The organism is Mesorhizobium sp. M0626, assembly GCF_040320665.1.
Classification (GTDB): Bacteria; Pseudomonadota; Alphaproteobacteria; order Rhizobiales; family Rhizobiaceae; genus Mesorhizobium.
The window spans coordinates 35,368-60,965 of sequence record NZ_JAMYQD010000014.1 but is presented as its reverse complement, the minus strand read 5'-3'; the positions used below and the strand labels follow the sequence as shown (position 1 = coordinate 60,965).

Here is a 25,598-nt window from a genome sequence, read left to right as displayed (position 1 = left end):
ATCAGCCCTCGCCGCCGCGCCGGGACCACAAGCCCCGGCCGGGGTCATAGCCGATGACCGCCGCGAGGAAGAAGGCGATGAGGCAGCCAAGGACCACAATCGCCGCGACAGGATCGAACCGCAGATAGAGCGCGAAGCGTATCAGCTCGACCGCCGAGCTGAACGGGTTCCAGGCGGCGATTGTTGCCAGCACCGGTCCCGCCTCGGCAAGCCGCCACAGCGGATAGAGCGCCGTCGAGGCAAAGAACACCGGAAAGATGACGAAATTCATGACACCGGCAAAGTTCTCCATCTGTGTCGAAACCGAGGAGACAAGCAGTCCGAACGCGCCAAGCATGAGGCCCGCCAGCACGAGCGCCGGAAATACCGCGACGTAGCCGAGAACGGGCGGCCGCACATCCCAGAAACGCGCGATCAACAGAAACAAGTAGACCAGCGGCACGCCAACGATCACGCTGGCCAGCAGGCGCGCCGCAAGCAGGTACCAGCGCGGCAATGGTGCGGTCAGCAACAAGCGCATGCTGCCCATCTCGCGATCGTAGACCATGGCCAGCGAACTCGCCATGGCATGGAAGAGCAGCATCATGGCCGCTAGCCCGGGCACCACATACACGTCATAGAGAACATAGGTCTGGTAGGGTGGCGTGATCGACAGACCGAGAACGGAGCGGAAGCCAGCGGCAAAGATTGCCAGCCAGACCAGCGGCCGCACCATCGCCGAGAGCAGCCGACCGCGTTGCCGCAACGTGCGCAGCATCTCCCTGCGCAGGATGCCGTTGAGCGCGCGCACCGCGTGAGACGTTTTCATTCGGACTCCGTCAGCGACGCGAAGGCCTCGCCCGTGCTCGCTACACCGAGATCGGCAGCCAGACGATCGGCGCGGCCGGCCCACCGCATTGTGCCTCGATGCAGCACCACCACATCGTCATCCGCCGTTAGTTCTTCCAGAAAATGTGTTGCCCACAGGACGGCAATGCCGCGCTCGCGGCAAAGCTCCCGCACGTGCCGCTCGAGCGCGCGGCGGCCCGGCACGTCGAGCCCGGTGGTCGGCTCATCCAGCAGCAAAAGGCGTGGGCTATGCATCAGAGCGCGTGCTATCTCGACACGGCGACGCTGCCCCCCGGAAAGCGCTCGGGCAGGATCGTCGATCCTGTCCAGCACGTCCAGCCGGCCGAGTTCGTGGATGGAGCGCTCCTTGCTCAAGGCCTGGCTAAGCCCATGCAAGGCCGCGTGGTAACGCAGGTTCTCGCCGGCTGTCAGATCGAGATCGAGGGTCGGCAACTGGAAGACGACGCCCATCTGCGCCAACGCGGCGGACGGGTTGACATCCATCGCCTGGTCGAAGACATGCACCGAGCCGGAGCGGGCGTGATAAAGACCGGTGATCAGCGAGAACAGCGTCGTTTTGCCGGCGCCGTTGCGGCCTAGCAAGATGCACATCCTGCCTTGGGTCACAGAGAAAGAGACGCCGTCGAGAACCCGCCGGTTTCCGAAACTATGGCCCAGATTCTCGACCGACAAGGCGTTCATGGCCCGATCACGACGCCCCACGGCCCCCGCCCCACCGGCAGCGATTTCACCACCTCTTGGTTTTCCAGATCGATGAAGGAGATGTCGCCGGAATTCCCGTTTGCGCTGACCAGGCGCTTCTGGTCGCCGGAGAGCGCCACGTGCCAGGGTCGTTGACCAACAAGGTAGAGCCGACGGACCGTCAACGTTTTCACATCGACTTCCGCAATCCTGTTGGCGGGGCCGAGCGCCACATAGACGGTCGTGCCATCGCGGGACGTCGCCATGCCGACCGCCTGCACACCCTCGCGTCGTATACCCGGCACCTCGAACTCGACTTTGCCGGTCTGCGCGCGCGTTGCCGTGTCGAAGACGGTGACGGTGCCCCGGATCTCCGAGGACACCCAGAATTGCTTACCGTCCGGCGAGAATAAAGCCGCGCGCGGCCGGGTATCGACCAGCAGATTGTCGACGAGTTCAAGCGTGCCTGCGTCGATCAGATGCACCATGCTGGTGGTCTCCGAAGTGCAGGCGACATAGCGGCCGTCGGCGCTGGCCGCCATTCCTTCCGGTTCGACGCCGACATCCACGGTGCCGATGACCTTGGCCGCGGCGATGTCCACCACCGACACCAGATTGTCATTCTCGTTGGCGACGAACAGCCGCTTGCCATCGGGATGGACTGCGAAGAATTCCGGATCGGCTCCCGAAGGCAGTTCCCCGACGACCCGCCGCTTCGCGACGTCGACCACGTCGATGCGGTTGTCGTCGCCTTCCGCGACGAAAAGCATCTTGTTGTCGATCGACAGCGCCAGCCCGCGCGGACGGCGGCCGACATCGATCGTCGCCAGCAAAGTCATTGTCACGCCGTCGACGACCGCGACGGTATTATCCTGCTCATTGGAAACGTAGATGGTCTCGGCGGCGGCGGGAGCAGCAAGAGCGAACGCCGCCAACAACAGCGTCATCAGAACTTGCATGTGCTCTCCTCCAGGTCGATGCCCAGCGTGTCGAGCGGCGTGCGCTGATGCAGGAAACCCGGTTGCGGTGAGCTGGAAATCAAGAGGCGAGGCCCGGCGATCAAAATGGGCTGGCGCATCTGTCCGTCCCAAGGACGGAAACTAAGCCCCTGCCCCTTGAAGCCAGCGAGAAGAAACGCGTCGCCGCGTATATATCTGCCGATTGCCGCGGGATCGAGACTGTGCAGGCGCGTCGCCGCTTCGCCGATACTGCGCACAGCGAGCCAGGCCGCGTAGTCGCTGGGCAACATCCAGCGCCCTGCCTGCCTGTGGAAACGGTCCTGCAGTTGCGTGGCGCCCCATTCCTCGCTGACAGCGCTCCAGCCTATGGCGACAAGCCCTTGCGTGCCGGCGACGATTCTCGGCAGCGCAGTGCGGCCCTCCAGATAGGCGCCGAATTCATCCGCCTCGTCGGCGACCACGAGCACATCATAGTCGCTGACCTGCGTGACCGCCGGTATTTCGGTCTGCAGCGTGACATGCCCTGTATCGGCACGTCCGTTGGCGGGCCTGAATGTCCACGGCTGGTCGATCGTGATCTCGGCTCCGAAGCGAGCCGCCGCCCGTCGAAAGGCCGCAGCCATCGCCTGATCCTGCGAATGCGGCCCCACAAGCAGGAACCAACGCTGCCAGCGCTTCCAGGCGAGATATTGCGCCAGCCCGTCGGCGAGCATGGCGCGGCTCGGGATCGTGTGCAGCACGTTCCGACGGCAGTCCTGCTGGCGAAGCTCGTCGTCCGGCGCCCGGCTGTTGAACAACGTCATCTGCTCGGCACCGGGCGCGGCACTGGCCTGTAGAAGCTGACGGGCGTCGAGATCGGCGATGACAAAGGCGATGCCGGCATCGGCGAATTGTCTTACCGCGTCGTCCGGCGTTTCGGTTGGTTTCAATATCCTTTCCTCCAGCCGAAATTTCTGCCCAAGAAACCGGCCGGTGCTTTCGTCGTCGGCAATGCCGAGCCGTGCGCCTTGCAGGCCGTCATCGGTGACGGTTTCATCAAGGGGTCCAAGGGGCAGAGCCGGTTTGCGCTCCTGGCCGATATACCCGATCACCATCGTCTGTTGCTCGGTGACGCCAGGGCCGGTGATCAGCAAAAGAAAGAGAAGGCCCAGCAACAGTCTCATTGTGTCGCCCCCAGCCCAAAGCGCGACGATCCCGCTTCATCGCCACGAGAGATTGCGACATCGCGCACGATGCGCGCCGGCGATCCCTCCAGAACAATAACCCGATCACCCAGCGACGAGGCATATGCGAGATCATGCGTAACCAGCAGCGTGGTAGTCCGCCGACTGGCGAAACAATCCTGCAGCAGGCAGCGCATGGCTTGCGCGGTCGCCTCGTCGAGTGAAGCGAATGGCTCGTCGAGGAGCAGGAGCGCAGGCTCCATGGCGAGCGCCCGGGCAAGCGCTACGCGCCGCGCCATACCGCCCGAGAGTCGCTGCGGATAGCTCTTCTCATTGCCTTTCAGACCGACAGCGGCAAGCCACCGGGCCGCATCGGGCGCGCGATCCGGGATGGCCAGCTCTACATTGCGCAAGGCGGTGAGCCAGGGCAGCAGCCTCGGTGTCTGGAACAGCATGCCTATCGGAAGCGGTCGTCCGCTCACGCTGCCGCGAAATTCGCGGTCGACGCCCGAAACGATCGACAGCAGCGTCGACTTGCCGACACCGGAAGGGCCGGTCAGGACGCAGACCTGTCCGTCGGCTATATCAAGCGACAGCGCGCGAAAGATCGTCCGGCGCTGGCCGTCGTCACCGGGGAAAGTCTTGTCCTCGATCCTGATCCTCAGCATCAGCGTCGCCAGGCGAACAGACGACGTTCCAACGGCACAAGCAGTCCATACTCTATGGCAAGCATCACAACGCCGAAGCTGATCGCATAGGCAAGGATGTGGGTGACGTCGAAGTTCTGAAAATAGACCTGTAGCTGGAACCCGACGCCGTTGGAGCGGCCGAGCAGTTCGGCGAGCAACACGATCTTCCACGTCAATGCCAGCCCGCTGCGCAGGGTGACGAGAAAGAACGGCGCCAATTGCGGCAGCACGACATGCCGCAGCTTTGCAGCACGCCCGAAGCGATAGAGCTCAGCCATTTCGGCAAAGTCCTTGTCCAGCCGGCTGGCGCCTTCACGAATAGTCACCACGACATTGGGGATCTTGTTGAGCGCGACCGCAAGGACAAGCGCGGTCTCGGCAAGACCAAGCCAGATATAAATTAGAATGACCGTGATCAGCGCCGGCATGTTGAGGAGTAACACGATCCAAGGCCTCATCCATATGTCGGCTCTGTGCGAGCGGCCTGCCGCGTAGCCAAGGGCCGCGCCGATGACGATTGCCGACCCGAGGCTTGCCACGACGCGCGCAAGCGAGATGCCCAAATGGTATGGCAGCTCGCCCCGAACCACTTCGTGCAGGAGAACCGAAACAACCTGGACCGGACCAGGAAACAGGCGATCGGCGGCGATCGATGATGCAATCTGCCAGACGAGCACCATGGTCAGCAATGCCGCAGTGGATTGCGAACGCTGCATTATGATGGGGAACGCTGGGACATCGGTCATTGGCGCGAGCTCAAGCCGGTATGGCCCGGAAGACACCAGGATCGAGGCTCGTCGCCTTGCCGACCAGATCCTCGCCGCCCAATTCGGCCAGGATTGCAAACAACCGGGCCGCGCCATCACGTTCGTCTTTGCCGAACCGACGAGGGATTCCGGCTCGATAGGCGGCGCGTAACGCCGCCTGTAGGTGAGGATCGTCCGTGCCCAATTGGGGCGCGAGCACCCGCCATTCGTCGTCCGAAGACTCGAGCAGCGACTTCGCTGCCGCGGTCGCGCTCGTGAATCGCGCGAGGGCTACCGGGTTGGCCCGCGCCCAGCTTTCATGGAAGACGTAGCCGAGCATCGGCAAGTCCACGGATACGCCAAGCCCCTGCAGGATTTGCGCGACACTGAGCAGAGGCCTTGCCCCCTCTGACTCGAGACGGGCGGCGAAATTCCAGAACGTCAGCAGTGCATCCAGTCGCCCCGCCAGAAATTCCTGCTCCAACAAAGGCGGCGCGCCGAACACTGGCTCCACCTCTTCAGCAAGATCGCGCTTCACCTGACGGAGGCCGAGCGCGCGCAATAGGATCCAGCTTTTGTCCAGCGGACCACCTGCGATCCCCAGCCTTTTGCCCTTAAGGTCCGCAAGAGTTCGAATGGGCGAGCCTTGCGGCAGTTCCAGCGCGCCGACGGCACGAGAATAGGGATAGAAGACCAGATCAGCGCCTTCGCTGCGCTGGCGCATGACCCACACCCAGTCCGAAACGATGACGTCGACGCTGCCCGCCAGCAATGCGGTCTTACCGGCTTCGGTACCGGCAAGCCGCTGAGCCTCGATTGATACGCCGTGCACAGTGTCCAACGCATGTCGCCGCATGACGTCAACTTCCCAGGCGGCGGTGCCAAATCCCAGCACGCCAAATCGCACGAGCGGCGATGGCTGTGGCGCGGCTTCTGCGGAAGCACCCAATAGCCAGCAACAAATACCCGCAAGAGCGGCCCGCCGCGAGATGTGACCCTGATCATGCCGGGTCAGCCATTCGCCTGGAAGGGTAGCAGTCAGCACGGGCGCACCGGGTGTGAAGGAACTTTCCTAACGCCGTGGCGGCAGGAATGTTCCTCAATGGTGCATGGGACTAACGGGAAAGCACCTAAGGTCCGTTTTTCAGCTCGTATAGCAGCCCGGGGGGCTTGTTCAGGCGAACAGAAGAAGGTGTCAGGGGCTACGGTCCGCTCTTGGCATCATCGACCTCCAACGCGTCCATTACAGGTGCCGGATCGCTCTTTTCGGAGCTCGGGCTCTGCACCCCGGACCCGGCGTTCTCGATCGCTTGCACGATAGCATCTTCGATGTTTCCGAGTTCGTCCTCCCTTACTTCACGCCCATAACCAGCCACCTCGGCATCTTGCTCGAATTGCTGAGCGAGCACCGCGACGCTGACTTCCTCTCGACCAGGAAGTGTGCCGACATTCTCCTGTAGCCAGTTTTGAAAAAACTCTCTGGTCGCGCTCATCTCAGACCACCCTTTCGCCAAACTAAGCGCGACGATGAGCCGAAGTTCCATGATGCGTTCACTTTCCCAGTGGTGCTGTACTCACAGCGTTGGGAGCCACGAGGTTTTTGCAGGCTTGATGAGGCAGTGGCCTTTCTCTTCACGACTCGATTGGAGTTCACTCTTATTGTGCAGTGTGCATCCTGATTGCGTCCATTTCGACCCTGTGGAACAAGCTCGTTGAGTTGAAGTTAGGCCCGATGCCAAGCTTTTCGGGCGAACCAAGCTTTTCGGGCGCACAAGTTTTTGACGTTGCCATCGTCGGCGGCGGCCCCGCGGGGCTCGCTGCAGCCATGTATTTAGCCAGGTTTCTGCGTTCGGTGATCTCGCTCGACGCGGGGCATGCGCGTGCCAAGCTCATCCCAAAATCCCGTAACTGTCCCGGCTTCCCCGACGGCATCAGCGGGGAAGAACTGCTCGGCCGCCTACGAGCCCAGGCACAGCTATACGGCGCGAGCCTTGTCCATGGTTGCGTAGGCCACGCCGAAAAACGCGAGGGGTTTTTTGTTCTGACGACCACCTGCGGGATTGTCCAAGCAAGGCGCGTGATTCTGGCAACGGGCATTGTGGACAAGGCACCTCCCATTGAAAGACTGGAGGAGGCGATCGCAACCGGCATTGTCAGACTGTGCCCGGTTTGCGATGCATATGAGGCCCGGGGTAGCCGCATCGGCGTTGTTGGTCCGGAGCATCTCGCCGTCAGGGAGGCTCTGTTCCTGAAGGGATATGGCAGTCAGGTCGCCTTGCTCGCCAATAACCAGGATGATGTTTCCGAAGCTGCCCGCGGCGCCGCCTTGGCAGGCGGAGTTGAAATCTGGGACGCTGTCGATGACCTGATCCCTCGACGAACCGGGTTCGATGTCGTCATGGCCGAGGGCGCCCCGATGCGCAACATCGATGTGGTGTACCCTTCGATGGGCAGCGACGTACGCTCCGGACTAGCGGTTGCTCTGGGGGCTAACTGTGACGCAGAAGGCTATGTCCTGGTCAACCGACACCTTGAGACTTCAACGCCAGGACTCTATGCCATTGGCGACGTGGCCGAGGGGCTCAATCAAATTGCTGTTGCGTTCGGAGACGCCGCCAAGGCTGCAACTCACATTCATAACGACCTCCGCGATTGCGCCGAGCCGGCGACGAACTTCCGGCGAAGTTGACCTGCAGATGCGAACGCACTTTACCGGCTCACCTTTGGCTGCGTTGATGCCCGGAACCTGTTCCACCCGGCGTGAGACTACCGGCTTCGGCTTTGCTAGAGTTGTCCCAGGCGCAGCCGCTGGGTTGATGGACGGGCACGCGCTGGCGAACGGCTGGAGGAAGGAATGAAAATTCTCGTCACCGGCGCGTCAGGTCTGATTGGAGCCGCGCTTTGCGCGCGCCTGGCCGGCGAGAGTCATGAAGTGGTTCGCGTGCTTCACCACCCAGACACTGGCGTCCACCCGGAGATCCAAACCGTTTCCCTGGATATCGCGCGGGCCTTGCGACCTCAGGACTGGATCCCCTATCTCGCCGGTGTGGACGCCGTCGTAAACTGTGCCGGCGTCCTGCAGGATAGTGCCCGGGAAAACACCCGGCATGTCCATTCTACCGGCGCCTCGGCTCTCTTCACCGCGTGTGAGCAAGCAGGTGTGAACAAGGTGATTCACTTTTCTGCCATCGGGGTCGATCGCCAGCAGCCGTCCGCCTTTTCCGCCAGCAAGCTTGCTGGCGATGAAGCACTGATGGCACGTAGCCTTGACTGGGTCATCCTGCGCCCCTCCGTAGTGCTGGGAAGGCCGGCCTTCGGCGCAAGTGCACTGTTTCGCGGCCTCGCGGCTTTGCCGCTCTTGCCGTTGATGCCCGGCACGGGCCATCTCCAAGTCGTCCAACTCGATGACGTCATCTCCACCGTCCTGTTCTTCCTCAAACCCGGCAGCCCATCGCACCTCACGCTGGACCTGGCTGGGCCCGAGGCACTTTCGATGAGCGAGGTCGTGGGTCGCTATCGCCGCTGGTTCGGATGGAGCAGTGCTCGGGAGTTCATCTTGCCGAATTGGGCCGCAGCTATCTTGTACAGGTTCGGGGATGCCGCGGCTCAGCTGGGCTGGCGCCCGCCCATGCGCAGCAATGCAGCAAAAGAGATTGCCCGTGGCGCTGTCGGCGATCCCCAGCCGTGGATGACGGCGACCGGCATTCAACCATCAGGTCTTACATCTGCACTGCGTCTAAATCCTGCGACCGTGCAGGAGCGATGGTTCGCCGGTCTTTACTTCGTCAAGCCGGCGCTCTTTGTCGTCTTGCCGCTCTTCTGGATCATGACCGGCATGATTTCCCTCACCGCCGGCTGGCGCAGCGGAGTTGACTTGCTGATTGGCACTGCTGCCGGCCCCTTGGCCGAACCGGCGGTAGTCGCCGGCGCGCTGGCTGACATCGCCGTCGGGGCGCTTGTCGCCTGGCGCCCAACCAGCCGGCTTGGTCTTTTCGGCGCAATCGCGGTATCGCTTTTCTATGCGACCGCTGGGAGCATTCTGCGGCCGGATCTTTGGCTTGAGCCACTCGGGCCGCTGATCAAAATCCTCCCGATCCTCGTTCTGCATTTTGCAGCGCTGGCCATTCTGGAGGAACGCTGATGATGTACTTCGTGCTTAAATACCTGCACGTGATCGGCGCTGCTGTGCTGCTCGGAACTGGTGCCGGCATTGCTTTTTTCATGCTTTTGGCACACCGGACCGGGAATGCCGCGACGATCGCAGCCATCGCCCGAATTGTCGTGCTGGCTGATTTCCTGTTCACGGCTACGGCCGTTGTCGCACAACCTCTGACCGGACTGGGCCTCGCTAGGGTTGCGGGGTATTCGCTGTCCGAAGGATGGATCGTTCTCTCGATCCTGCTCTACATCTTAACGGGCCTGTTCTGGCTGCCTGTCGTGTGGATGCAGATCGAGATGCGAAATCTAGCCACACAGGCCGCACTCTCCAACCAACCTCCTCCCGAGCGCTACCATCAGCTGTTCAGACGCTGGTTTGTCTTCGGCTTCCCAGCTTTCGGCGCCGTGCTCGCCATTTTCTGGCTGATGATTGCGCGCCCGGCAATCGAGTGGTCATCGTTGTAGCTGCGATCGGCAAGCACTGCGCCGTGAATTCATCCGTCGCGCCTAGCTGGCTCGTGCCGGCGCGATGCACTGCGGTCGGGAACCACGGTCACTGCCGCGAGTTCTTTCGCATGGCCAATCATCCCGTCACCGGCGTGCTTACCTCAATCGGCACATTAACCTCCCGCCCCGCGGCATTCCTGATCCTGTTGGTCTACGCAATCCTTTGGATGATCTTCGAGCGACAGACCCTGGACTGGCATGGAGCGGCTACCTTGTTTACGTGGGCCATGACGCTGTTCATCCAGCGTGCCGAGCACCGCGACACTCAGGCCATTCACGCCAAACTGGATGAGATCCTGCGATCAGACCACAATGCCTCGAACATCACGCGGATCGACGATGAAGAGCCCGAGGAAATCGAAAAACACCGCCACCGCAGGCAGCAGGACGACTGATGAGCGGCGTTTTGGTTTCACGGCAGGACGAGTAGCGGGTTTCCGGCTTTTGACGCCTATCCAGCCCCGCCGCCTCCTGCGCTCAGGGCCAAGGCCTTCGATCCTTGCTGCGGCTGTGGTTCAGCGACGGAAGGATCGGAGCCCCTATTGTTCCACCGCATCCAGAAAAATTTGCCCGAGAACCAGGTCAGGCAAATCGGCCGGCTCGAAGTGCGTCATTCGCCCTTCTGGTTGCGCTCGACGAACTTGTTGAAACGGCTGGTTTGTCCGTCACCAGTCTTGGACTGGTAAAGAAAGGCCAGATCGTTCTCGTCGAATATGCGGAAGAACTCATCCCATTCGACCGGCTCGAATGCTTCCTCGGGTTTGCCGAAGTCGATCCGCAGGATGCCGCCCGCGCCTTTGGTGCGAACCACTGCCGGCCGTCCATCCCGCTCCTCCGCCCATTTGCGGATTTCGTCGTGATTGGTGGTCGTTTGCGACTGGGACATTGAAATCTCCTTTGATCATCGGCGTTGCCAACATCGGGCATCGTCGGGGCTGCCGGCGTCCTAACAGCACAAGGGCGGCAATGTTCCGGCACGGCGCGGCGAGCGCGATGTGGCTGCTTCCGAACGAAGCCGGCCAAAGGAACTTTGTTGAAGCCAAGGGAACAAACCTTTTGCCGAAAAGTTCGGGTCGCCAAGATTACCTGTCTGAGGAGTGGTCGTGAAACGGATATTGGTTACAGGGGGCTGCGGCTTCATCGGCCGGCATGTCGCCCAGGAACTCATCGAGCAGGATTATTCGGTTCGCATTTTGGATGTGCTGCTGGAGCAGGTGCACGCAGGCGAAACAGTCGCCCTTCCCGCCGGGGCCGAGCTGATCAAGGGCGACATTCGGGACCGGGAGGCGGTCGCCAAGGCGCTGGAAGGCGTTGACGCGGTCATTCATCTAGCCGCGGAAGTCGGCGTCGGACAGTCGATGTACGAGATCGCGCGCTATGTCGGCACCAACGATCTCGGCACCGCGACGCTGCTTGAGGCGCTGATCAAACACCCGGTCGAGCGCATTGTCGTCGCCTCATCGATGAGTGTCTATGGCGAGGGCCTCTATGCTACATCGGACGGCCGGCGCATCGACAATGCCCGGCGCAAGGCGAGCGACATCAAAAACGGACAGTGGAATCCGCTGTCGCCGGAAGGCGAACCCCTCTCCCCCCTGCCGACGGACGAGGAAAAGCCGGTCGATCTCGCCTCTATCTATGCACTGACGAAATACGCCCAGGAACGCGCCGTGCTGATCTTCGGCGAAGCCTATGGCATCGATGCGGTCGCGCTGCGCCTGTTCAACGTCTTCGGCGCCGGCCAGGCGTTATCGAACCCCTATACCGGCGTGTTGGCCAATTTTGCTTCGCGTCTCGCCAACGGCCAACGTCCAATGATCTTCGAGGATGGCGAACAGAAACGCGATTTCGTCCATGTGGATGACGTCGCCCGCGCCTTTCGTCTTGCGCTGCAGCAACGCCAGGCAAGGGGTCACGTCATCAACATCGGCAGCGGCCGAGCCTATGCTATCAGCGACGTCGCGCGGGTACTTGCCGAGGCCATGGGAACGCCGGACCGCTCGCCAGAGTTGCTCGGCAAGGCGCGCTCCGGGGATATCCGCAACTGCTTCGCCGATATTTCCAAGGCCCGTGAGCTGCTCGGTTTCGAGCCGAGGCAACAACTGGAGAATTCGCTCGCCGATTTCGTTTCCTGGGTGCGCAACTCGTCCGCCATCGACCGCGGCGCCGACATGAAACGCGAGCTTGAAGAACGTGGGCTGGTGTCATGAATACGCGCAATCGACGCGACGCGCCCGTCGCCATTGTCGGCGGCAGCGGCTTCATAGGATCGAACCTGGCCGACAGCCTGTTGTCGGATGGCGAGCCGGTGCTGGTGATCGACAATCTCAGCCGCCCCGGCGTCGAACAGAACCTTGAATGGCTGGCGCAGAAACACGGAAGCCGCCTCATGGTCGAAACGATTGACGTGCGCGACGCCAACGCGCTTGCGCCCGTTCTGAAGAGTTCCAAGGCGATCTTCCACCTGGCCGCGCAAACCGCCGTCACAACGAGCCTGGTCCAACCGGACGAGGATTTCGACATCAACCTTCGAGGAACGTTCAATGTCCTCGAGGCGGCGCGGCTGAGCAGTGAGTTTGTTCCGGTGGTCTTCGCCAGCACCAACAAGGTCTATGGCAGCCTGCCCGACGTCGCGGTGCGCGAGGACGGCGATCGTTACCTGCCTTGCGACGGCATCATCCAAGCGAATGGCATCGACGAGACCCACGGCCTGGATTTCTGCACGCCCTATGGCTGCTCCAAAGGCGCGGCGGACCAATATGTGCTCGACTATGCCAAATCCTACGGCATGCCCACGGCGGTGCTGCGGATGAGCTGCATCTACGGGCCGCGCCAGTTCGGAACCGAGGATCAAGGCTGGGTCGCGCACTTCCTGCTGAGTGCGCTGACGGGACGTCCAATCACCATTTACGGCGACGGCAGACAAGTGCGCGATATACTGCATGTCTCCGATGCGGTCGCCGCCTACAGGGCCACGCTCGATCGTATCGAGACGACCAAAGGCCAGGCATTCAATCTTGGCGGCGGCCCCGATAATGCGATCAGCCTGCGCATGCTGTTGAGCGAGATCCGTAGCTTGACCGGCCATGAGCTTTCGATCCGCCATGATGACGAACGCACCGGCGATCAGCCCTTCTTCGTCGCCGACACCCGCAAGATCAAAGCGATGCTTGGCTGGAAAGCTCGTGTTTCATGGCGCGAAGGCATTCGCGATCTCGCAGACTGGCTGCAACAACACCGGCTCCAGCCTCGCCCCGAAGTCGTGAGGTACGTCGCATGAAAATCGCCCTGGTAAACCCGTTCTGGACCTATGACGACAGCATCTATTTCGGCTGCCGCCAACCACATCTCCCGCTGGAACTCGGCTATTCGAAATCCCTCCTCGAAACAGCCGGCCATGAGGTGTTGATGCTGGATGGGCAATTGCAGAAGCTCGACAACTCGGACCTCTCCGAGCGTGTGGCTGATTTCGCGCCTGCAATGACGGTCGTCAGTACCGCCCCGACTTATCTGTTCTGGCGCTGCGCACCACCCGAGTTGCGCGTGCCGGCCGATTTCCTCAACCGTCTCGCCGGGCGCGGTGGACGCACAGTCGCGGTCGGGCCGCATGGCTCGGCTACGCCCGCGCCAACCTTGCGCAAGCTTGGCGTCGACATTGTTGTGCGCGGCGAATGCGAGGAAATCGTCGCGGAACTTGCCCGGCGCGACGACTGGAGCGCGGTCCCCTCGACCGCTTACCTGCGCGACGCCAAGGTGGTTTTGAACGGCGGCGTCCACGCCAGCTCGTTTGTCGATCATCCGCCACTCCAATGGCCATCAGACTGGATCGCAGCCCATTCGCATCACCATCACAGGTTCGATGACAAGCAGGTTGGGTTCGGCGCGGAGGTCGAAGCATCGCGCGGCTGCCCCTACAATTGCAGCTTCTGCGCCAAGATCGATTTCCGCGATGCCTATCGCCGCCGAAACCACGAGGCTGTCATAGCGGAAATCGATGGGCTGATTGCCCAGGGGGTCGGCTACATTTATTTCATCGATGAAATCTTCCTGCCGCAAAAAGCGCTGCTGGAAGCGTTGATCCATCGCGACGTGAAGTTCGGTGTGCAGACCCGCATCGACCTTTGGAAGCCCGAGCTGCTGGAACTGCTCGGTGCGGCTGGCTGTGTCTCCATCGAGGCCGGCCTCGAAAGCCTGACCGTGGAAGGTCGTGCGATGCTGGCGAAACGCTGCCGGCTGGGTACCGAGGAACTTGCCGCGCTGCTCGTCAATGCCAGGCGTCACGTTCCGTTCGTACAGGCCAATCTGATCGGCGTCGTCGAGGATGACCCTGCCCTTGTGGACTACTGGCGAACGCACCTGATCGACAACGGCGTGTGGGCCAATGAACCCGTACCGCTTTATCCATATCCGAGTTCGCCAAGCTATCGCGAGCTTTGGGGCGAACCCGACGACCTCGCCTGGGAGCGCGCCCATGATCACTATCTCGCATCATTCCAGAAGTTCAGCGACATCCAGGAAAGGCGCCCGCGTCCGCTGGCGGAACTGGAGGCGACATGTTGCGGACACTGACGCCGCGCTCGCGGCGCATCCTGATGACGGTCGACGCCGTGGGCGGCGTGTGGCGCTATGCGCTCGACCTGGCCAGGGAACTTGTCAACGGCGGCGATAGCGTGGTGCTTGCCGGCCTCGGTCCGCCACCGTCCAGGCAGCAGGCCGACGAGGCGGAGGCTTTCGCGAAGCTGATCTGGCTGAACACGCCGCCGGATTGGATGACCCGCAACGGCGGTGATCTCGACGCGCTGCCGCGGGAGTTGCATGCGCCCATGCGCGACCACGCCATCGACCTTGTCCATTTCAACGCGCCTTCGCAGGCGGCGGGATTCGACGCGCCATGCCCGGTCGTGGTGGTCTCCCATTCCTGCGTGACGACCTGGTTCCATGCGGTCAGAGGACAGGCGGCGGATGGGGCATGGGCCTGGCAGAAGGAGCGCAACAGACGCGGCATGGATCGGGCCGACGCGGTCATCGCGCCGAGCCGCAGCCATGCCGACATGCTAGAGACCTGCTACGGCCCGATCGCGCGCTTGAGTGTGGTCACAAATGGTGCCCGTCCTCTGCCGAAGGCCGAAAAGCATCAACCGCTCGTCTTCGCCGCTGCCCGCTGGTGGGACGAGGGCAAAAATGCGGCGGTGGTCGATCAGGCGGCGTCCCTGACGCGATGGCCTCTGTTTGCCGCCGGTTCGACGAACGGCCCAAACGGCGAGCATGTCAGCTTCAGCCATGCTGTTCCTCTGGGAGCAGTGCCGTCCGATGAGGTGCGTTCGTTGATGGCTCGCGCGGGTATTTTCGTATCGCCATCGCTCTACGAGCCATTCGGCCTGGCCGCGCTGGAAGCCGCCATGTCGGCTACGCCCCTGGTGCTTTCCGATATCGCCACCTATCGCGAACTATGGGACGGGGCCGCGATATTCTTTGACGCGCGCGATCCGCACGATCTCGCTGCCTGCCTCAACCGTCTCTCCAGCGATGCCGAGCTCCGGCGAGAGCTTGGCCAGGCAGCCATCCGACGCAGCCGCAGGTTTAGGCTGACAAAGCAGACAGCGGCTATGCGCGGCGTCTACGACAAAGCGGCCTTAGCGATGGCGGAGCGCTGATCATGCGCTTTGTGTTTTACACCCACTCGGTCGTTTCCGACTGGAACCATGGCAATGCCCATTTCCTGCGCGGCGTCATGCGAGAGCTGGTCCAGCGCCGGCATCAGACTATTGCGCTGGAGCCGGCGAATGGCTGGAGCCGGTCGAATCTGCTGGCTGAGAAGGGGTCGTTCGCCATCGAACGCTTCCGCAAGGATTTTCCCGAACTGATGCCGGTGACCTACGACGCCGGATTTGATCACGAAGCCTGGATTGCCGAGGCCGACGTTGTGATCGTTCATGAGTGGACGGATCCGGAGCTTGTCGCACGTATTGGCCGTGCCCGGGCCGCCGGCGGCAACTTCATCCTTCTTTTTCACGACACCCACCACCGGGCCGTGTCTGCGACCGAGGCACTCTCGGCGCTCCGGCTGGAGCACTATGACGGCGTTCTCGCCTTTGGCGAAACCTTGCGCGAGAGCTATCTGCGCGCCGGCTGGGGCAAGCGCGTCTTCACTTGGCATGAAGCGGCGGACGATCGCCTGTTCAAGCCGCACCCGGAGATCCACCCCACCTCCGATCTGGTCTGGATCGGCAACTGGGGCGATGATGAGCGGACCGCCGAACTCAAGGAGTTTCTGATCGAGCCGGTGCACGATCTCGGCCTTGATGCCGCTGTTCACGGCGTACGCTACCCCAAGACCGCACTTGCGGATCTGGCCACCGCAGGACTGCGCTATGAGGGGTGGATCGCCAATGCCGACGTGCCGAAGGCCTTCGCCGCGCATCGTGTCACCGTTCACGTTCCACGGCGCCCCTATCGCGAGAGGTTGCCCGGAATCCCGACGATCCGCATGTTCGAGGCACTCGCCTGCGGCATTCCGCTGATTTCAGCGCCATGGTCCGATGTCGAGCAGCTTTTCAGGCCCGGTGTCGACTTCCTGTTTGCCGAGAATGGCTCGCAAATGCGGCAACAGCTTCGGACGGTGTTGTCCGACGAGGACTTTGCGGCCTCCCTGGTGACCTCGGGTCTCGAGACCATCCGCTCGCGGCACACCTGCCGCCACCGCGTCGACGAGTTGCTCGGCGTGCTCACGCAATGCGCGAACCGACACACCGCCGTCCCGACAGCCGCAAAGGAAGCCGTCGCATGAAGATCGCATTCTATGGATCGAGCCTTTTGTCGTCCTACTGGAACGGTGCCGCGACGTACTATCGCGGTTTGCTCAAGGCACTTTCGCAATTGGGTTACGAGATCACGTTCTACGAACCCGATGTCTACGACCGGCAGAAGAACCGCGACATCGAAGCTCCCGACTGGTGCACTGTCGTCGTTTATGAGGCGACCCAGCATGCGCTGATGCAGGTCGCGGCACGTGCCGCCGGCGCCGACATCGTCGTCAAGGCGAGTGGCGTCGGTTTCGAAGACGAGGCGCTGCTTCGCGCCGTTCTCGACCACGCCCGCAGCGACGCGCTTGTCGTATTCTGGGACGTGGATGCGCCAGCCACGCTTGCCCAGTTGCGCGACGAGCCGGACCACCCGCTCCATCGTGCACTGCAGGAGATCGACCTCGTGCTGACCTATGGTGGCGGCGATCCCGTTGTCTGGGCCTATCGTGCCATGGGCGCCAAGGAGTGCGTGCCCATCTACAATGCGCTCGATCCCGAAACGCACCATCCGGTCGCCAGCAAAGCGCGTTTTGCCTGCGACCTGGCGTTCCTCGGAAACCGGCTGCCGGACCGTGAAGCGCGTGTCGAATCGTTTTTCCTCGATCCCGCCAGCCAGCTGCCGAAACAGCGTTTCCTGCTCGGAGGCTCGGGTTGGGGCGACAAGCCGCTCCCCACCAATGTAGGCTGGCTCGGCCATGTCGGCACCCGCGATCACAACGCCTTCAATGTCACCCCAAAAGCCGTGTTGAACATCAGCCGCGACAGCATGGCCGCCAACGGTTTTTCACCGGCCACGCGAGTGTTCGAGGCGGCCGGCGCGGGCGCCTGTCTCATCACGGATGCATGGCTGGGCGTGGAACTGTTCCTGAAACCAGGCGAGGAGATCCTGGTCGCGCGTGACGGCGGCGATGTCGCCGAAATAATGCGCTCGCTGACCCCCGGGCGGGCCAAGGCAATCGGCCAAGCCGCACTTCACCGCGTGCTGGCGGACCATACCTACGCGCTTCGGGCGGATGTGGCGGATGCCGTCTTCAAACGTCATTTCGAGCACGGGGCCGTGGAGGCAGCGGAATGACCAAGAAACTGGACATCGTCTTTCTCGGCCTGTCGCTGTCCTCATCCTGGGGAAACGGCCACGCCACGACTTTCCGGGGTCTTTTGAAAGGCTTGCACGGACTCGGTCACCGGGTGACTTTTCTGGAGCGCAACGTGCCCTGGTACGCCAATCACCGCGATCTGCGCGATCCGGAGTTCTGCGCCTTGCGCTACTACGAAACCACTGCGGAGCTGCAACGCGACTACGCACAGTGCCTGGAGCAGGCCGACATCATCGTCATCGGATCCTTTGTTCCAGAAGGACGCCAGGTCATCGACATCGTCGCCTCGCTTTGCAAGGGGCAGCTCTGCTTTTACGACATCGACACCCCGGTGACCCTGGCCAAGCTTTCAGCCGACGATTGCGATTATCTGAGTTCGCGGCAAATTCCGTATTTCGATGTCTATTTCTCCTTCACTGGCGGACCAACGCTCAACCATCTGGCGCAAGACTTCGGCGCGCGTCATGCCGAACCTCTCTATTGTTCGGTCGATCCAGAACGGCATCACCCGACAGGAGATCCGATCCGCTGGGATCTCGGCTATCTCGGCACCTACAGCATGGACCGGCAGACAACGCTGAACGCTCTGCTGCTCGAGCCCGCACGGCATATGCCGAACCTCCGTTTCGTCGTGGCCGGCTCCCAATATCCATCCGACATCATCTGGCCGGACAATGTCGAACGCATCGAACATTTGCCGCCAGCCGATCACGCCGCGTTCTATAGCCGTCAGCGCTACACGCTGAATGTCACACGCAGTTCCATGATCACCGCAGGATGGTCGCCCAGCGTGCGCCTGTTCGAAGCGGCGGCTTGCGGCACGCCCATCGTCAGCGACCACTGGCCAGGGCTCGACAGCTTCTTTCCCGCATCGGCGATCCACACCGCCGCGGAGACGGACGAAGTCATCGATATCCTCGTTGGCGAGTCCGAGCGCGCACGCCTGGCCATGGCCGGCCGGGCTCGCAAACTCGTCCTCGCTTCCCACACCGGTGGGGCCAGGGCTCGCGAATTCGTGGCGGCGCTGACCCAACCAACGGCGACGGCCCTCGATCTCGACATTGGAAGTGCAGCATGAACGGCAGACAGGAGAAAACAGCGATGCGACAGACAAGAAAGGCGCACAGGGCAAAGACGGTGCTTGTTGCCGGCGGCGCGGGTTTCCTCGGTTCGCATCTTTGCGAAGTATTGCTCCGCAACGGCTGGCGCGTGATCTGCGTCGACAATTTTCTGACCGGGCGCATGGAAAACATCATCTCGATCATGGACCGGCCGGGTTTCCGGTTGATCGAGCAGGACATCTGCCGGCCATTGGATCTCGGCGAGCCCGTGGATCACATCTTCAACCTGGCCTGCGCCGCCTCACCGCCGCGTTATCAGGCCGACCCGATACACACCACGCGTACCTGCGTGATCGGAACCCTCAACCTGCTCGAACTCGCTGTCCGCAATGACGCGCGACTGCTGCAGGCCTCGACGAGCGAAGTGTATGGCGATCCGGAACAACACCCGCAAAGGGAGGATTATGTCGGCCATGTGAACTGCACCGGCCCACGCGCCTGCTACGACGAGGGCAAGCGCACCGCCGAAACGCTTTGCTTCGACTATCTAAGGGCCGGCAAGGCCGACGTCCGCGTCGCGCGCATCTTCAACACCTACGGTCCGAGAATGGATCCGGCCGACGGTCGCATCGTCTCGAATTTGATCATGCAGGCGCTCGAGAAGCGTCCGCTGACGATATTCGGCGACGGCCAGCAGACGCGATCCTTCTGCTATGTCTCCGACTTGATTGATGGATTGATGCGCCTGATGAACATCGACCCCAATCCGGGCAAGCCGGTCAATCTGGGCAATCCCGGAGAATTCACCATCGTGCGACTGGCGGCATTGGTGAAGGCGATGACCGGCACCAAGTCGGATCTGAAATTTCTGCCCCTGCCGCAAGACGATCCTCGGCGCAGGCAGCCTGATATTTCGCGTGCGAAAACGCTGCTCGGCTGGTCGCCGAGAGTGCCGCTCAACGAAGGGCTCAAGCTGACGATCGATTATTTCGCGGCGCTCGAAGGCACCGGCATCGGCGATCAGATGACAGGCCTTGCCAAAAGGAGACCCGCAGGCGGGCTGCAGAACCTTCCTGCATGACGCGGGCCGCGGACGGACCTGCCCGGAGATCGTTCGGAACATCCATCCAACCTTGTAGTTTGGCGGGAGGGACCCGATACGGAGGATCATCCTCATGCAACCCAAGCGACCCGCGAAGGATGTCGACAAGATTGCCGAACGCGAGGCGGCTGCCTATCTGCGGCGCTCCTCGATCACCTATCTCGAGTGCTGCGTCAGCCTGATGATGACGCATCTGCAGCGCGAGGAAGTGGCCGCTATTCTCGAGCAGGAAGCAGACATGCTACGAAGGCTGGATTGATCGAAACGCTACACCTGAGATTCGTCCAGGAATCGTATCAGCCCCGCCCTGTATCGGTCTCCGGTCGCGGCCAGCCTTGCTTTTTCCTGGCCATTTTCGGATTGCGCTGCCGTGCTCCAGAGCCCGATTTGGAACGCCAAATAGCAGGGTTCGAAAAAATCGATGTGGCCATTGTCAATATCGAGCCCCATCCCCTCGACCAATGTCGTCACATCGCTGTCGGACAGTCCATATTCGACACGGGCGCCGGCAATGTCCCACTCTATCGGCTGGCAGCCAATCAAATCGTGTGCCCGGCAATGGTCGACGGCATCTGTCTTGACCACCGAGCCGTCGGCACAAACGAGAAACTCCCACGCGTGAAGCTTTCCGTCGATTTCCACCGGCTGCAGAACATGCGCAGGGGTTTTTTTCGAGAGCCAGCCGCGCAACGTCGCCGCTCGGTTCTCGCCCAGAGCTTCAGATGTATTGAAAACAGCCATTTCCGTGAGTGCGAGCAATGATGCACCCGGTTCGCAGGTTCGGAGATTGAGCGCCCGCCAGGTTAGATAGCGCGCCAACTCCGCGACCAGCCTTCCTCTTGGCAGCGGCGCCTGGTCCATCGTGGTGCCGTCAATCCACCGTTCGACCAGAAAGCCGTGGCAAAGCCCGACCACTTGCGATCCGAACCCGGCTTTCCCCAACATTTCCGCGGCTCGTCTCTTACGCCGTCCGGTTTCGCCGAGGCCGGCGAATTTGACGAGCCAGCGACCACACCCCGCGGACGCCAGGAATTTACGCCGCTCGATGCCGCGCGGGCTCGGCGGCCAATGCTTTTCGTCGACGTAGTGGACGCTCCTCCATTCGCCACCAGACAGTTCGGTCAGGCGTAATTCGGGGCTGCCGACCGCCTCGGCCACCCATTCGCTAAGCGTGGGAATGTTCGAGCTTTCGGGGAAGGTGCATTCGAGCGCCGTCGCCACATGTTTCGGACAGCGCGACCATGTCTCCCTGGCCTCCCGTGACGCTTCGATGCCCGGGTCGCCAGGATGGCTGGGAAACAGGTGAATGCGGTCCATACCAATACCCAGTTCCCGCAGCCACGCGACGACGGCGTGCATCGAACTGCCGGACAGACCGGGACCTTCGTCTACAACGGCGAAGCGTGCCGATGGATTGTTCTTCCAGGAAGCGATCGAGCGCGGATCGGCATTGATGTGCCTGCGGAAAGGATGGCCGACCGGACGAACGCTGAACGGCGCCGGCGCGCCAATCGCGGCAGCCACTATGGCGGCAAGCCCCAGGCCGATGCTGCGGATGCCGATCACGCATGTGTTCGCATCGAGACCTGACTCCTGCGCCGCTCCCAAATAGCTTTCGGGATAAAGCGCGTAATGCGCGTAACCCTCGGCAGAACCGGTCAGAACCTCAGCCTCGCAATCCAACCCGTCCAGCAGTTGGAGAAGTCCCGGCTCGATGCCACCGCCCACGGCGAAACCGCTTCGCCACGACTTCGCCACCTCTGCCGCAAGACCAACCAGCAATCTGGCGCCTTGCTGTTGCCGCGGCGAAAAGATGTCGATGCCCCTGTTCTCGAAATCGACATCGCCAAGCGCGCGAACCAGTTCCGATACGCTGATGAATAGGCCGACCAACGCGGCATGGCGTCGGACGCCATGAGCCATGCGGTCCAGACTTTGAGCAATTTCGCTCGCAGCATCGCGAAGCCGTTCTGCGCTCTGCCTCCGCTTCTGGTCGCCGTAAACAATCATCGATCGGTTTTCCAATGCTTCGCCTTGCGGCAACGCAGCGAGCGCTGCTTCGATCCATGCTGTCTTGCGCAATTTTTCGGCAGGCCAAGGAACATTCCGGCACGCTGGTGGTTCGGCTGCAGGAACTTACCTTTGAACAGCATAGGGCGGCAGTTTCGTGGGATCGAAAAAGGTTCGTGTCGGTATCGTCGGGGTCGGCAATTGCGCATCCTCCCTGGTGCAGGGCCTCTCCTATTATCGTCACGCAAAAAGCAACGAACCAATCCCAGGGCTGATGCATGCCGACCTCGGCGGTTACCATGTCGACGACATCGAGATTGTCTGCGCATTCGACGTCGCCAGGAGCAAGGTTGGCCTCGACGTCGCTGAAGCAATCTACGCCGCCCCGAACAACACGTTCCGCTTTGCCGATGCGGCGGCAAACGGCGTTCGCGTCGAGCGCGGACCGACACTTGACGGCATCGGAAAATACTTGCGCGACGAAATCGAGGAGGCGCCGGAGCCGGTTGCCGACGTCAGCGAAATCCTGCGCAACAGCGGCGCCGACGTGCTGGTCTCTTACCTGCCGGTGGGCTCCGAGGAGGCGACGCGCTTCTACGCCGAATGCGCGCTTGAGGCCGGCTGCGCCTTCGTCAACTGCATACCCGTTTTCATCGCCTCACGTCCGGAATGGCGCCGGCGCTTCGAGCAGCGAGGGCTGCCGCTGGTCGGCGATGATATCAAGAGCCAGGTCGGGGCGACCATCGTTCACCGCCTGCTGGCCAATCTCTTCCGCGAGCGCGGCGTGCGCATCGATCGCACTTATCAGCTGAATTTCGGCGGCAACACCGACTTCCTCAACATGCTGGAACGCGAGCGGCTGGAATCAAAGAAAATTTCCAAGACCCAGTCCGTGGCCAGCCAGTTCGATGTTCCCCTGGAGCCGGGCAATATTCATGTCGGACCCAGCGACCACGTACCGTGGCTGACTGATCGCAAATGGGCCTATATCCGAGTGGAAGGGACGACCTTCGGCGGCGTGCCGCTCAACGCCGAGCTCAAGCTGGAAGTCTGGGATTCTCCAAATTCAGCCGGCGTGGTGATCGATGCGATACGCTGCGCCAAGCTTGCGCTCGATCGCGGCATAGCGGGAGCACTGACCGGTCCCTGCAGCTATTTCATGAAGTCGCCTCCCGAACAGTTCACCGACGCCGAAGCGCGGCAGCGCACGCTCGCCTTCATCGCCGGCAAGGACGAGCCTTTGCTGGATGCCGCGGAATGACGACAACGTTCTTTTTGATCCGTCATGCAGCGCACGACAATGTCGGCTCCTATCTTGCAGGACGGATGGATGGCGTTTGCCTTGGCGAGGCTGGGAAGGCGCAGGCCGCGCATCTTGGTGGCCGCATGGCCCGGGAGCCGATTGAAGCCATCTTGTGCAGCCCGCGTGAGCGTACGCAAGAGACGGCCGTGCCGATCGCGCTTGCCTGCGGCGTCGGTGAAATCGCGATCTGCGCCGAACTCGACGAGATCGATTTCGGCGATTGGTCGGGAAAGACCTTCGACGAGTTGAATGGCGATGCCGGTTGGCGGGCGTGGAACGACCAGCGGCAGGAGGCCAGGACACCGAGCGGCGAGACCATGCTGGATGTCCAGGAGCGGATCGTCGCACTGATGAACGCAGTGCGCGAGCGGCATCCGAATCAGTGTGTCGCCCTGGTCAGCCACGCCGACGTGATCAAAGCCGCCGTCTGCAAGGTGCTTGGCTTGCCGGTCGGCGACTGCTTCCGCTTCGACATCGATCCAGCCTCGATCACGACGATCGTGTCGGGTGACTGGGGCTCCAAGCTCCTGCGAATGAACGAAGCTGCCTGACGAGGACTTTCCGGATGCAGATGGTCATTTTCGGTCTCACCGTTACATCATCATGGGGCAACGGCCATGCCACGCTCTGGCGGGGACTGATCCGCGCCCTGGGTCGGCTGGGATGGTCCATCACCTTCTTCGAACGCGATACCCCCTACTATGCCGGGACGCGTGATCTCGATCGGCTCGATGGCGGCAACGTCGTCATTTATCCGGACTGGGAAGACATCCGTCGCGTTGCGGAGCGGGCAATGAAGCAAGCGGATGTCGTCGTCGTCACTTCCTACTGTGCCGACGCCGTGGAGGCCTCGCGGTTGGCGCAGCAGACAGGTCGCGGATTGCGTGTCTTCTACGATCTCGACACTCCGGTCACGCTTGCCCGCATCGAGCAAGGCGAGCGTCCGCCCTATTTCGGACCTGAGGGTCTTGCCGATTTCGACCTCGTTTTGAGTTACACCGGCGGCTCGGCGATCGAGGCGCTTAAGTCGGTTTTAGGCGCGCGTCACGTGGTACCTCTCTATGGGCATGTCGATCCCGACCAACACCGGCCGGCAGAGAAGCGGGCCGAATTCGCCGGTGATCTGTCCTATCTCGGAACTTACGCGGCGGATCGCCAGGCCGGCGTCGAAAAGCTGCTGGTCCGCCCGGCCGCGCGCCTGCCTGACCACCGCTTCATCATTGGCGGCGCGCAATATCCGCAGGAATTCCCATGGAGCGACAACATCTTCTTTGTCAGGCATCTTCCGCCAGCCGACCATCCGGCTTTCTTCTCATCATCTCGCCTGACACTGAACGTCACCCGGGAGGCGATGGCGCAAAAGGGCTGGTGCCCGTCGGGACGGCTCTTCGAAGCGGCCGCGTGTGGGGCTGCCATCGTCACCGATGCATGGCCGGGCCTAGCCGAATTTTTCGAACCCGGCCGCGAAATATTGTTGGCGCATGACACCGATGATGTGGTCGCCGCATTGCAATTGCCGGAGTGCGAGCTCGACGGCATTCGAAGGCGTGCCCGCGACCGGGTCTTGGGCGAACACACTTCGGCACGGCGCGCGGCGGAACTGGATCGCATCCTGAACGAGGCCTTTCAAAGATCTCCCGGCGAACCGATGAGGGAAGCGGTCTGATGTTGGGCATCGTACCCGCTGCCGGGCGCGGCAGCCGCATTCAGCCGCTCGGCTTCTCGAAAGAGCTGCTGCCGGTCGGTAGCCGGATCGATGGACAGACCGAGCGTCCATGCGCCGTGAGCGAGTATCTGGTACGGCGCATGGTGCAGGCCGGCGTCGACAAGATTTGCTTCATCATCGGATCGGGCAAATCCGACATCCTTGAATACTACGCCGCCGGCTACGGTGACGCGGCGGCTCTCTTCGTGGTGCAGCCGAACCCCGTCGGTCTGTGCGATGCGATCTTCCGGGCGGCGCCCCTCGTCGCGCCCGACGAGGTCGTCCTGGTCGGCCTTCCCGATACGATCTGGTTTCCCGAGGACGGTTTCCGCCATTTGCCCGACGATCAGCTCTCATTTCTGCTTTTCCCGGTGGATCAGCCGGAATTCTTCGACGCCGTCGTCACCGACGTCCACGAGCGCGTGATCGAAATCCAGGTCAAACGACAGGATGCCGCCACGAACTGGGTCTGGGGTGCGTTCAAGATGCCGGGCCATATCCTGCATCAGCTTGCGGCACTCTGGCGTGAGCGCGAGCGCAGTGACGAATATATCGGCACTTTGGTCAACGCCTATATTGCGGCCGGCGGTACAGCTTTTGGTGTCAGGGCTGGGTCGGACTATGTCGATGTCGGCACTTTCAACGGCTATCGAACAGCTCTGCGGTTGCTTGAAAACGACGCCTCATCCGCGCAGCGCCGGCCCACCATGATCATGCCCGGCGCGCAGTCGCATGTACCCGTCGTTCCTGGCGAAGGAGCCTGAG

The 25,598-nt window shown here is 62.0% G+C and carries 27 protein-coding genes; 17 read left to right on the top strand and 10 right to left on the bottom strand.

Annotated elements, in window-relative coordinates; all coding sequences use genetic code 11:
* Window position 1 precedes the first annotated feature (1 nt).
* From NKI37_RS18935 to NKI37_RS18900, 8 genes are all read right to left on the bottom strand, one after another.
* The gene (locus NKI37_RS18935) at window positions 2–808 is read right to left on the bottom strand and encodes a lanthanide ABC transporter permease protein PedC (protein ID WP_023681112.1); all 807 of its coding nucleotides are present in this window, start codon (window positions 806–808) and stop codon (window positions 2–4) included.
* A complete protein-coding gene (locus NKI37_RS18930) occupies window positions 805–1,530 on the bottom strand; it encodes a lanthanide ABC transporter ATP-binding protein PedB/LutE (protein WP_023817814.1) in 726 nt (241 codons plus the stop codon). Before NKI37_RS18930 ends, NKI37_RS18935 begins: the two co-directional genes overlap by 4 nt.
* On the bottom strand, window positions 1,527–2,489 hold the full coding sequence (locus NKI37_RS18925; RefSeq protein ID WP_023704603.1) for a PQQ-dependent catabolism-associated beta-propeller protein: 963 nt from the start codon (window positions 2,487–2,489) through the stop codon (window positions 1,527–1,529). Before NKI37_RS18925 ends, NKI37_RS18930 begins: the two co-directional genes overlap by 4 nt.
* Complete coding sequence (locus NKI37_RS18920; protein ID WP_023736075.1) at window positions 2,477–3,652, bottom strand: lanthanide ABC transporter ABC transporter substrate-binding protein PedA1; 1,176 nt, start codon at window positions 3,650–3,652, stop codon at window positions 2,477–2,479. The genes NKI37_RS18925 and NKI37_RS18920 overlap by 13 nt, the downstream gene beginning before the upstream one ends.
* Complete coding sequence (locus NKI37_RS18915) at window positions 3,649–4,320, bottom strand: ABC transporter ATP-binding protein (protein WP_031249205.1); 672 nt, start codon at window positions 4,318–4,320, stop codon at window positions 3,649–3,651. Before NKI37_RS18915 ends, NKI37_RS18920 begins: the two co-directional genes overlap by 4 nt.
* Window positions 4,320–5,087 (bottom strand): ABC transporter permease, encoded by a 768-nt coding sequence (locus NKI37_RS18910; RefSeq protein WP_352787426.1) that lies wholly within the window; start codon window positions 5,085–5,087, stop codon window positions 4,320–4,322. The genes NKI37_RS18915 and NKI37_RS18910 overlap by 1 nt, the downstream gene beginning before the upstream one ends.
* A gap of 10 nt (window positions 5,088–5,097) precedes the next feature.
* Window positions 5,098–6,132: an ABC transporter substrate-binding protein gene (locus tag NKI37_RS18905; protein ID WP_352787429.1), complete on the bottom strand. Its 1,035-nt coding sequence runs from the start codon at window positions 6,130–6,132 to the stop codon at window positions 5,098–5,100.
* Between the two features lie 157 nt (window positions 6,133–6,289).
* Complete coding sequence (locus tag NKI37_RS18900) at window positions 6,290–6,631, bottom strand: DUF768 domain-containing protein (RefSeq protein WP_023667997.1); 342 nt, start codon at window positions 6,629–6,631, stop codon at window positions 6,290–6,292.
* A gap of 188 nt (window positions 6,632–6,819) precedes the next feature.
* Here NKI37_RS18900 and NKI37_RS18895 point away from each other — a divergent pair, with 188 nt between their 5' ends.
* The 4 genes from NKI37_RS18895 (at window position 6,820) to NKI37_RS18880 (ending at window position 10,147) form a co-directional block, all read left to right on the top strand.
* Window positions 6,820–7,776 carry an NAD(P)/FAD-dependent oxidoreductase gene (locus NKI37_RS18895; protein WP_352787431.1) on the top strand — a complete coding sequence of 319 codons (957 nt, stop codon included), beginning with the start codon at window positions 6,820–6,822 and terminating at the stop codon, window positions 7,774–7,776.
* 165 nt (window positions 7,777–7,941) lie between these two features.
* Window positions 7,942–9,228, top strand: coding sequence for an SDR family oxidoreductase (locus NKI37_RS18890; protein ID WP_352787433.1), 1,287 nt, complete (start codon window positions 7,942–7,944; stop codon window positions 9,226–9,228).
* Window positions 9,228–9,710 carry a DUF2269 family protein gene (locus NKI37_RS18885; RefSeq protein WP_023687798.1) on the top strand — a complete coding sequence of 161 codons (483 nt, stop codon included), beginning with the start codon at window positions 9,228–9,230 and terminating at the stop codon, window positions 9,708–9,710. Before NKI37_RS18890 ends, NKI37_RS18885 begins: the two co-directional genes overlap by 1 nt.
* 110 nt (window positions 9,711–9,820) lie before the next feature.
* Window positions 9,821–10,147: a low affinity iron permease family protein gene (locus NKI37_RS18880; RefSeq protein WP_023681103.1), complete on the top strand. Its 327-nt coding sequence runs from the start codon at window positions 9,821–9,823 to the stop codon at window positions 10,145–10,147.
* 215 nt (window positions 10,148–10,362) lie between these two features.
* On the opposite strand, the gene NKI37_RS18875 is transcribed toward NKI37_RS18880, so the two are convergent.
* A complete protein-coding gene (locus tag NKI37_RS18875) occupies window positions 10,363–10,638 on the bottom strand; it encodes a hypothetical protein (RefSeq protein ID WP_023667991.1) in 276 nt (91 codons plus the stop codon).
* A gap of 217 nt (window positions 10,639–10,855) precedes the next feature.
* On the opposite strand from NKI37_RS18875, the gene NKI37_RS18870 reads away from it, so the two are divergent.
* The 9 genes from NKI37_RS18870 to NKI37_RS18830 all read left to right on the top strand — a co-directional run bounded on the left by NKI37_RS18870 (window position 10,856) and on the right by NKI37_RS18830 (window position 20,074).
* Window positions 10,856–11,962: an NAD-dependent epimerase/dehydratase family protein gene (locus NKI37_RS18870; RefSeq protein ID WP_023681102.1), complete on the top strand. Its 1,107-nt coding sequence runs from the start codon at window positions 10,856–10,858 to the stop codon at window positions 11,960–11,962.
* Window positions 11,959–13,032, top strand: a complete 1,074-nt coding sequence (locus NKI37_RS18865; RefSeq protein WP_023696367.1) for a GDP-mannose 4,6-dehydratase — start codon at window positions 11,959–11,961, stop codon at window positions 13,030–13,032. The genes NKI37_RS18870 and NKI37_RS18865 overlap by 4 nt, the downstream gene beginning before the upstream one ends.
* The gene (locus tag NKI37_RS18860) at window positions 13,029–14,321 is read left to right on the top strand and encodes a TIGR04295 family B12-binding domain-containing radical SAM protein (protein WP_023725527.1); all 1,293 of its coding nucleotides are present in this window, start codon (window positions 13,029–13,031) and stop codon (window positions 14,319–14,321) included. Before NKI37_RS18865 ends, NKI37_RS18860 begins: the two co-directional genes overlap by 4 nt.
* On the top strand, window positions 14,306–15,406 hold the full coding sequence (locus tag NKI37_RS18855; protein WP_023681099.1) for a glycosyltransferase family 4 protein: 1,101 nt from the start codon (window positions 14,306–14,308) through the stop codon (window positions 15,404–15,406). The genes NKI37_RS18860 and NKI37_RS18855 overlap by 16 nt, the downstream gene beginning before the upstream one ends.
* A gap of 2 nt (window positions 15,407–15,408) precedes the next feature.
* Entirely contained in the window at window positions 15,409–16,539 is a 1,131-nt protein-coding gene (locus NKI37_RS18850; protein ID WP_023681098.1) for a CgeB family protein, read from the top strand.
* The gene (locus tag NKI37_RS18845; protein WP_023667985.1) at window positions 16,536–17,630 is read left to right on the top strand and encodes a CgeB family protein; all 1,095 of its coding nucleotides are present in this window, start codon (window positions 16,536–16,538) and stop codon (window positions 17,628–17,630) included. The genes NKI37_RS18850 and NKI37_RS18845 overlap by 4 nt, the downstream gene beginning before the upstream one ends.
* Window positions 17,627–18,730 (top strand): CgeB family protein, encoded by a 1,104-nt coding sequence (locus tag NKI37_RS18840; protein ID WP_023681097.1) that lies wholly within the window; start codon window positions 17,627–17,629, stop codon window positions 18,728–18,730. Before NKI37_RS18845 ends, NKI37_RS18840 begins: the two co-directional genes overlap by 4 nt.
* A gap of 23 nt (window positions 18,731–18,753) precedes the next feature.
* Window positions 18,754–19,794 (top strand): UDP-glucuronic acid decarboxylase family protein, encoded by a 1,041-nt coding sequence (locus NKI37_RS18835; RefSeq protein WP_023681096.1) that lies wholly within the window; start codon window positions 18,754–18,756, stop codon window positions 19,792–19,794.
* Window positions 19,795–19,888: 94 nt separating this feature from the next.
* Entirely contained in the window at window positions 19,889–20,074 is a 186-nt protein-coding gene (locus tag NKI37_RS18830; RefSeq protein WP_023667982.1) for a hypothetical protein, read from the top strand.
* Between the two features lie 8 nt (window positions 20,075–20,082).
* Here the strand turns inward: NKI37_RS18830 and NKI37_RS18825 are convergent, their stop codons facing one another.
* Window positions 20,083–21,897: a hypothetical protein gene (locus NKI37_RS18825; protein ID WP_352787436.1), complete on the bottom strand. Its 1,815-nt coding sequence runs from the start codon at window positions 21,895–21,897 to the stop codon at window positions 20,083–20,085.
* An 85-nt stretch (window positions 21,898–21,982) separates the two neighbouring features.
* Here NKI37_RS18825 and NKI37_RS18820 point away from each other — a divergent pair, with 85 nt between their 5' ends.
* The 4 genes from NKI37_RS18820 to NKI37_RS18805 are packed head-to-tail and all read left to right on the top strand — an operon-like array spanning window position 21,983 to window position 25,597.
* Entirely contained in the window at window positions 21,983–23,086 is a 1,104-nt protein-coding gene (locus tag NKI37_RS18820) for an inositol-3-phosphate synthase (protein ID WP_023681094.1), read from the top strand.
* The gene (locus NKI37_RS18815) at window positions 23,083–23,679 is read left to right on the top strand and encodes a histidine phosphatase family protein (RefSeq protein ID WP_023667978.1); all 597 of its coding nucleotides are present in this window, start codon (window positions 23,083–23,085) and stop codon (window positions 23,677–23,679) included. The genes NKI37_RS18820 and NKI37_RS18815 overlap by 4 nt, the downstream gene beginning before the upstream one ends.
* Before the next feature lie 14 nt (window positions 23,680–23,693).
* Window positions 23,694–24,794: a CgeB family protein gene (locus NKI37_RS18810; protein ID WP_352787439.1), complete on the top strand. Its 1,101-nt coding sequence runs from the start codon at window positions 23,694–23,696 to the stop codon at window positions 24,792–24,794.
* On the top strand, window positions 24,794–25,597 hold the full coding sequence (locus NKI37_RS18805) for a sugar phosphate nucleotidyltransferase (protein WP_023667976.1): 804 nt from the start codon (window positions 24,794–24,796) through the stop codon (window positions 25,595–25,597). The genes NKI37_RS18810 and NKI37_RS18805 overlap by 1 nt, the downstream gene beginning before the upstream one ends.
* Window position 25,598: the final 1 nt, after the last annotated feature.

Coding starts and splice junctions, on each gene's coding strand:
- NKI37_RS18935 (WP_023681112.1), bottom strand. CDS start 808: ATGAAAACGTCTCACGCGGTGCGCGCGCTCAACGGCATCCTGCGCAGG.
- NKI37_RS18930 (WP_023817814.1), bottom strand. CDS start 1,530: ATGAACGCCTTGTCGGTCGAGAATCTGGGCCATAGTTTCGGAAACCGG.
- NKI37_RS18925 (WP_023704603.1), bottom strand. CDS start 2,489: ATGCAAGTTCTGATGACGCTGTTGTTGGCGGCGTTCGCTCTTGCTGCT.
- NKI37_RS18920 (WP_023736075.1), bottom strand. CDS start 3,652: ATGAGACTGTTGCTGGGCCTTCTCTTTCTTTTGCTGATCACCGGCCCT.
- NKI37_RS18915 (WP_031249205.1), bottom strand. CDS start 4,320: ATGCTGAGGATCAGGATCGAGGACAAGACTTTCCCCGGTGACGACGGC.
- NKI37_RS18910 (WP_352787426.1), bottom strand. CDS start 5,087: ATGACCGATGTCCCAGCGTTCCCCATCATAATGCAGCGTTCGCAATCC.
- NKI37_RS18900 (WP_023667997.1), bottom strand. CDS start 6,631: ATGGAACTTCGGCTCATCGTCGCGCTTAGTTTGGCGAAAGGGTGGTCT.
- NKI37_RS18895 (WP_352787431.1), top strand. CDS start 6,820: ATGCCAAGCTTTTCGGGCGAACCAAGCTTTTCGGGCGCACAAGTTTTT.
- NKI37_RS18890 (WP_352787433.1), top strand. CDS start 7,942: ATGAAAATTCTCGTCACCGGCGCGTCAGGTCTGATTGGAGCCGCGCTT.
- NKI37_RS18885 (WP_023687798.1), top strand. CDS start 9,228: ATGATGTACTTCGTGCTTAAATACCTGCACGTGATCGGCGCTGCTGTG.
- NKI37_RS18880 (WP_023681103.1), top strand. CDS start 9,821: ATGGCCAATCATCCCGTCACCGGCGTGCTTACCTCAATCGGCACATTA.
- NKI37_RS18875 (WP_023667991.1), bottom strand. CDS start 10,638: ATGTCCCAGTCGCAAACGACCACCAATCACGACGAAATCCGCAAATGG.
- NKI37_RS18865 (WP_023696367.1), top strand. CDS start 11,959: ATGAATACGCGCAATCGACGCGACGCGCCCGTCGCCATTGTCGGCGGC.
- NKI37_RS18860 (WP_023725527.1), top strand. CDS start 13,029: ATGAAAATCGCCCTGGTAAACCCGTTCTGGACCTATGACGACAGCATC.
- NKI37_RS18855 (WP_023681099.1), top strand. CDS start 14,306: ATGTTGCGGACACTGACGCCGCGCTCGCGGCGCATCCTGATGACGGTC.
- NKI37_RS18850 (WP_023681098.1), top strand. CDS start 15,409: ATGCGCTTTGTGTTTTACACCCACTCGGTCGTTTCCGACTGGAACCAT.
- NKI37_RS18845 (WP_023667985.1), top strand. CDS start 16,536: ATGAAGATCGCATTCTATGGATCGAGCCTTTTGTCGTCCTACTGGAAC.
- NKI37_RS18840 (WP_023681097.1), top strand. CDS start 17,627: ATGACCAAGAAACTGGACATCGTCTTTCTCGGCCTGTCGCTGTCCTCA.
- NKI37_RS18835 (WP_023681096.1), top strand. CDS start 18,754: ATGCGACAGACAAGAAAGGCGCACAGGGCAAAGACGGTGCTTGTTGCC.
- NKI37_RS18830 (WP_023667982.1), top strand. CDS start 19,889: ATGCAACCCAAGCGACCCGCGAAGGATGTCGACAAGATTGCCGAACGC.
- NKI37_RS18815 (WP_023667978.1), top strand. CDS start 23,083: ATGACGACAACGTTCTTTTTGATCCGTCATGCAGCGCACGACAATGTC.
- NKI37_RS18810 (WP_352787439.1), top strand. CDS start 23,694: ATGCAGATGGTCATTTTCGGTCTCACCGTTACATCATCATGGGGCAAC.
- NKI37_RS18805 (WP_023667976.1), top strand. CDS start 24,794: ATGTTGGGCATCGTACCCGCTGCCGGGCGCGGCAGCCGCATTCAGCCG.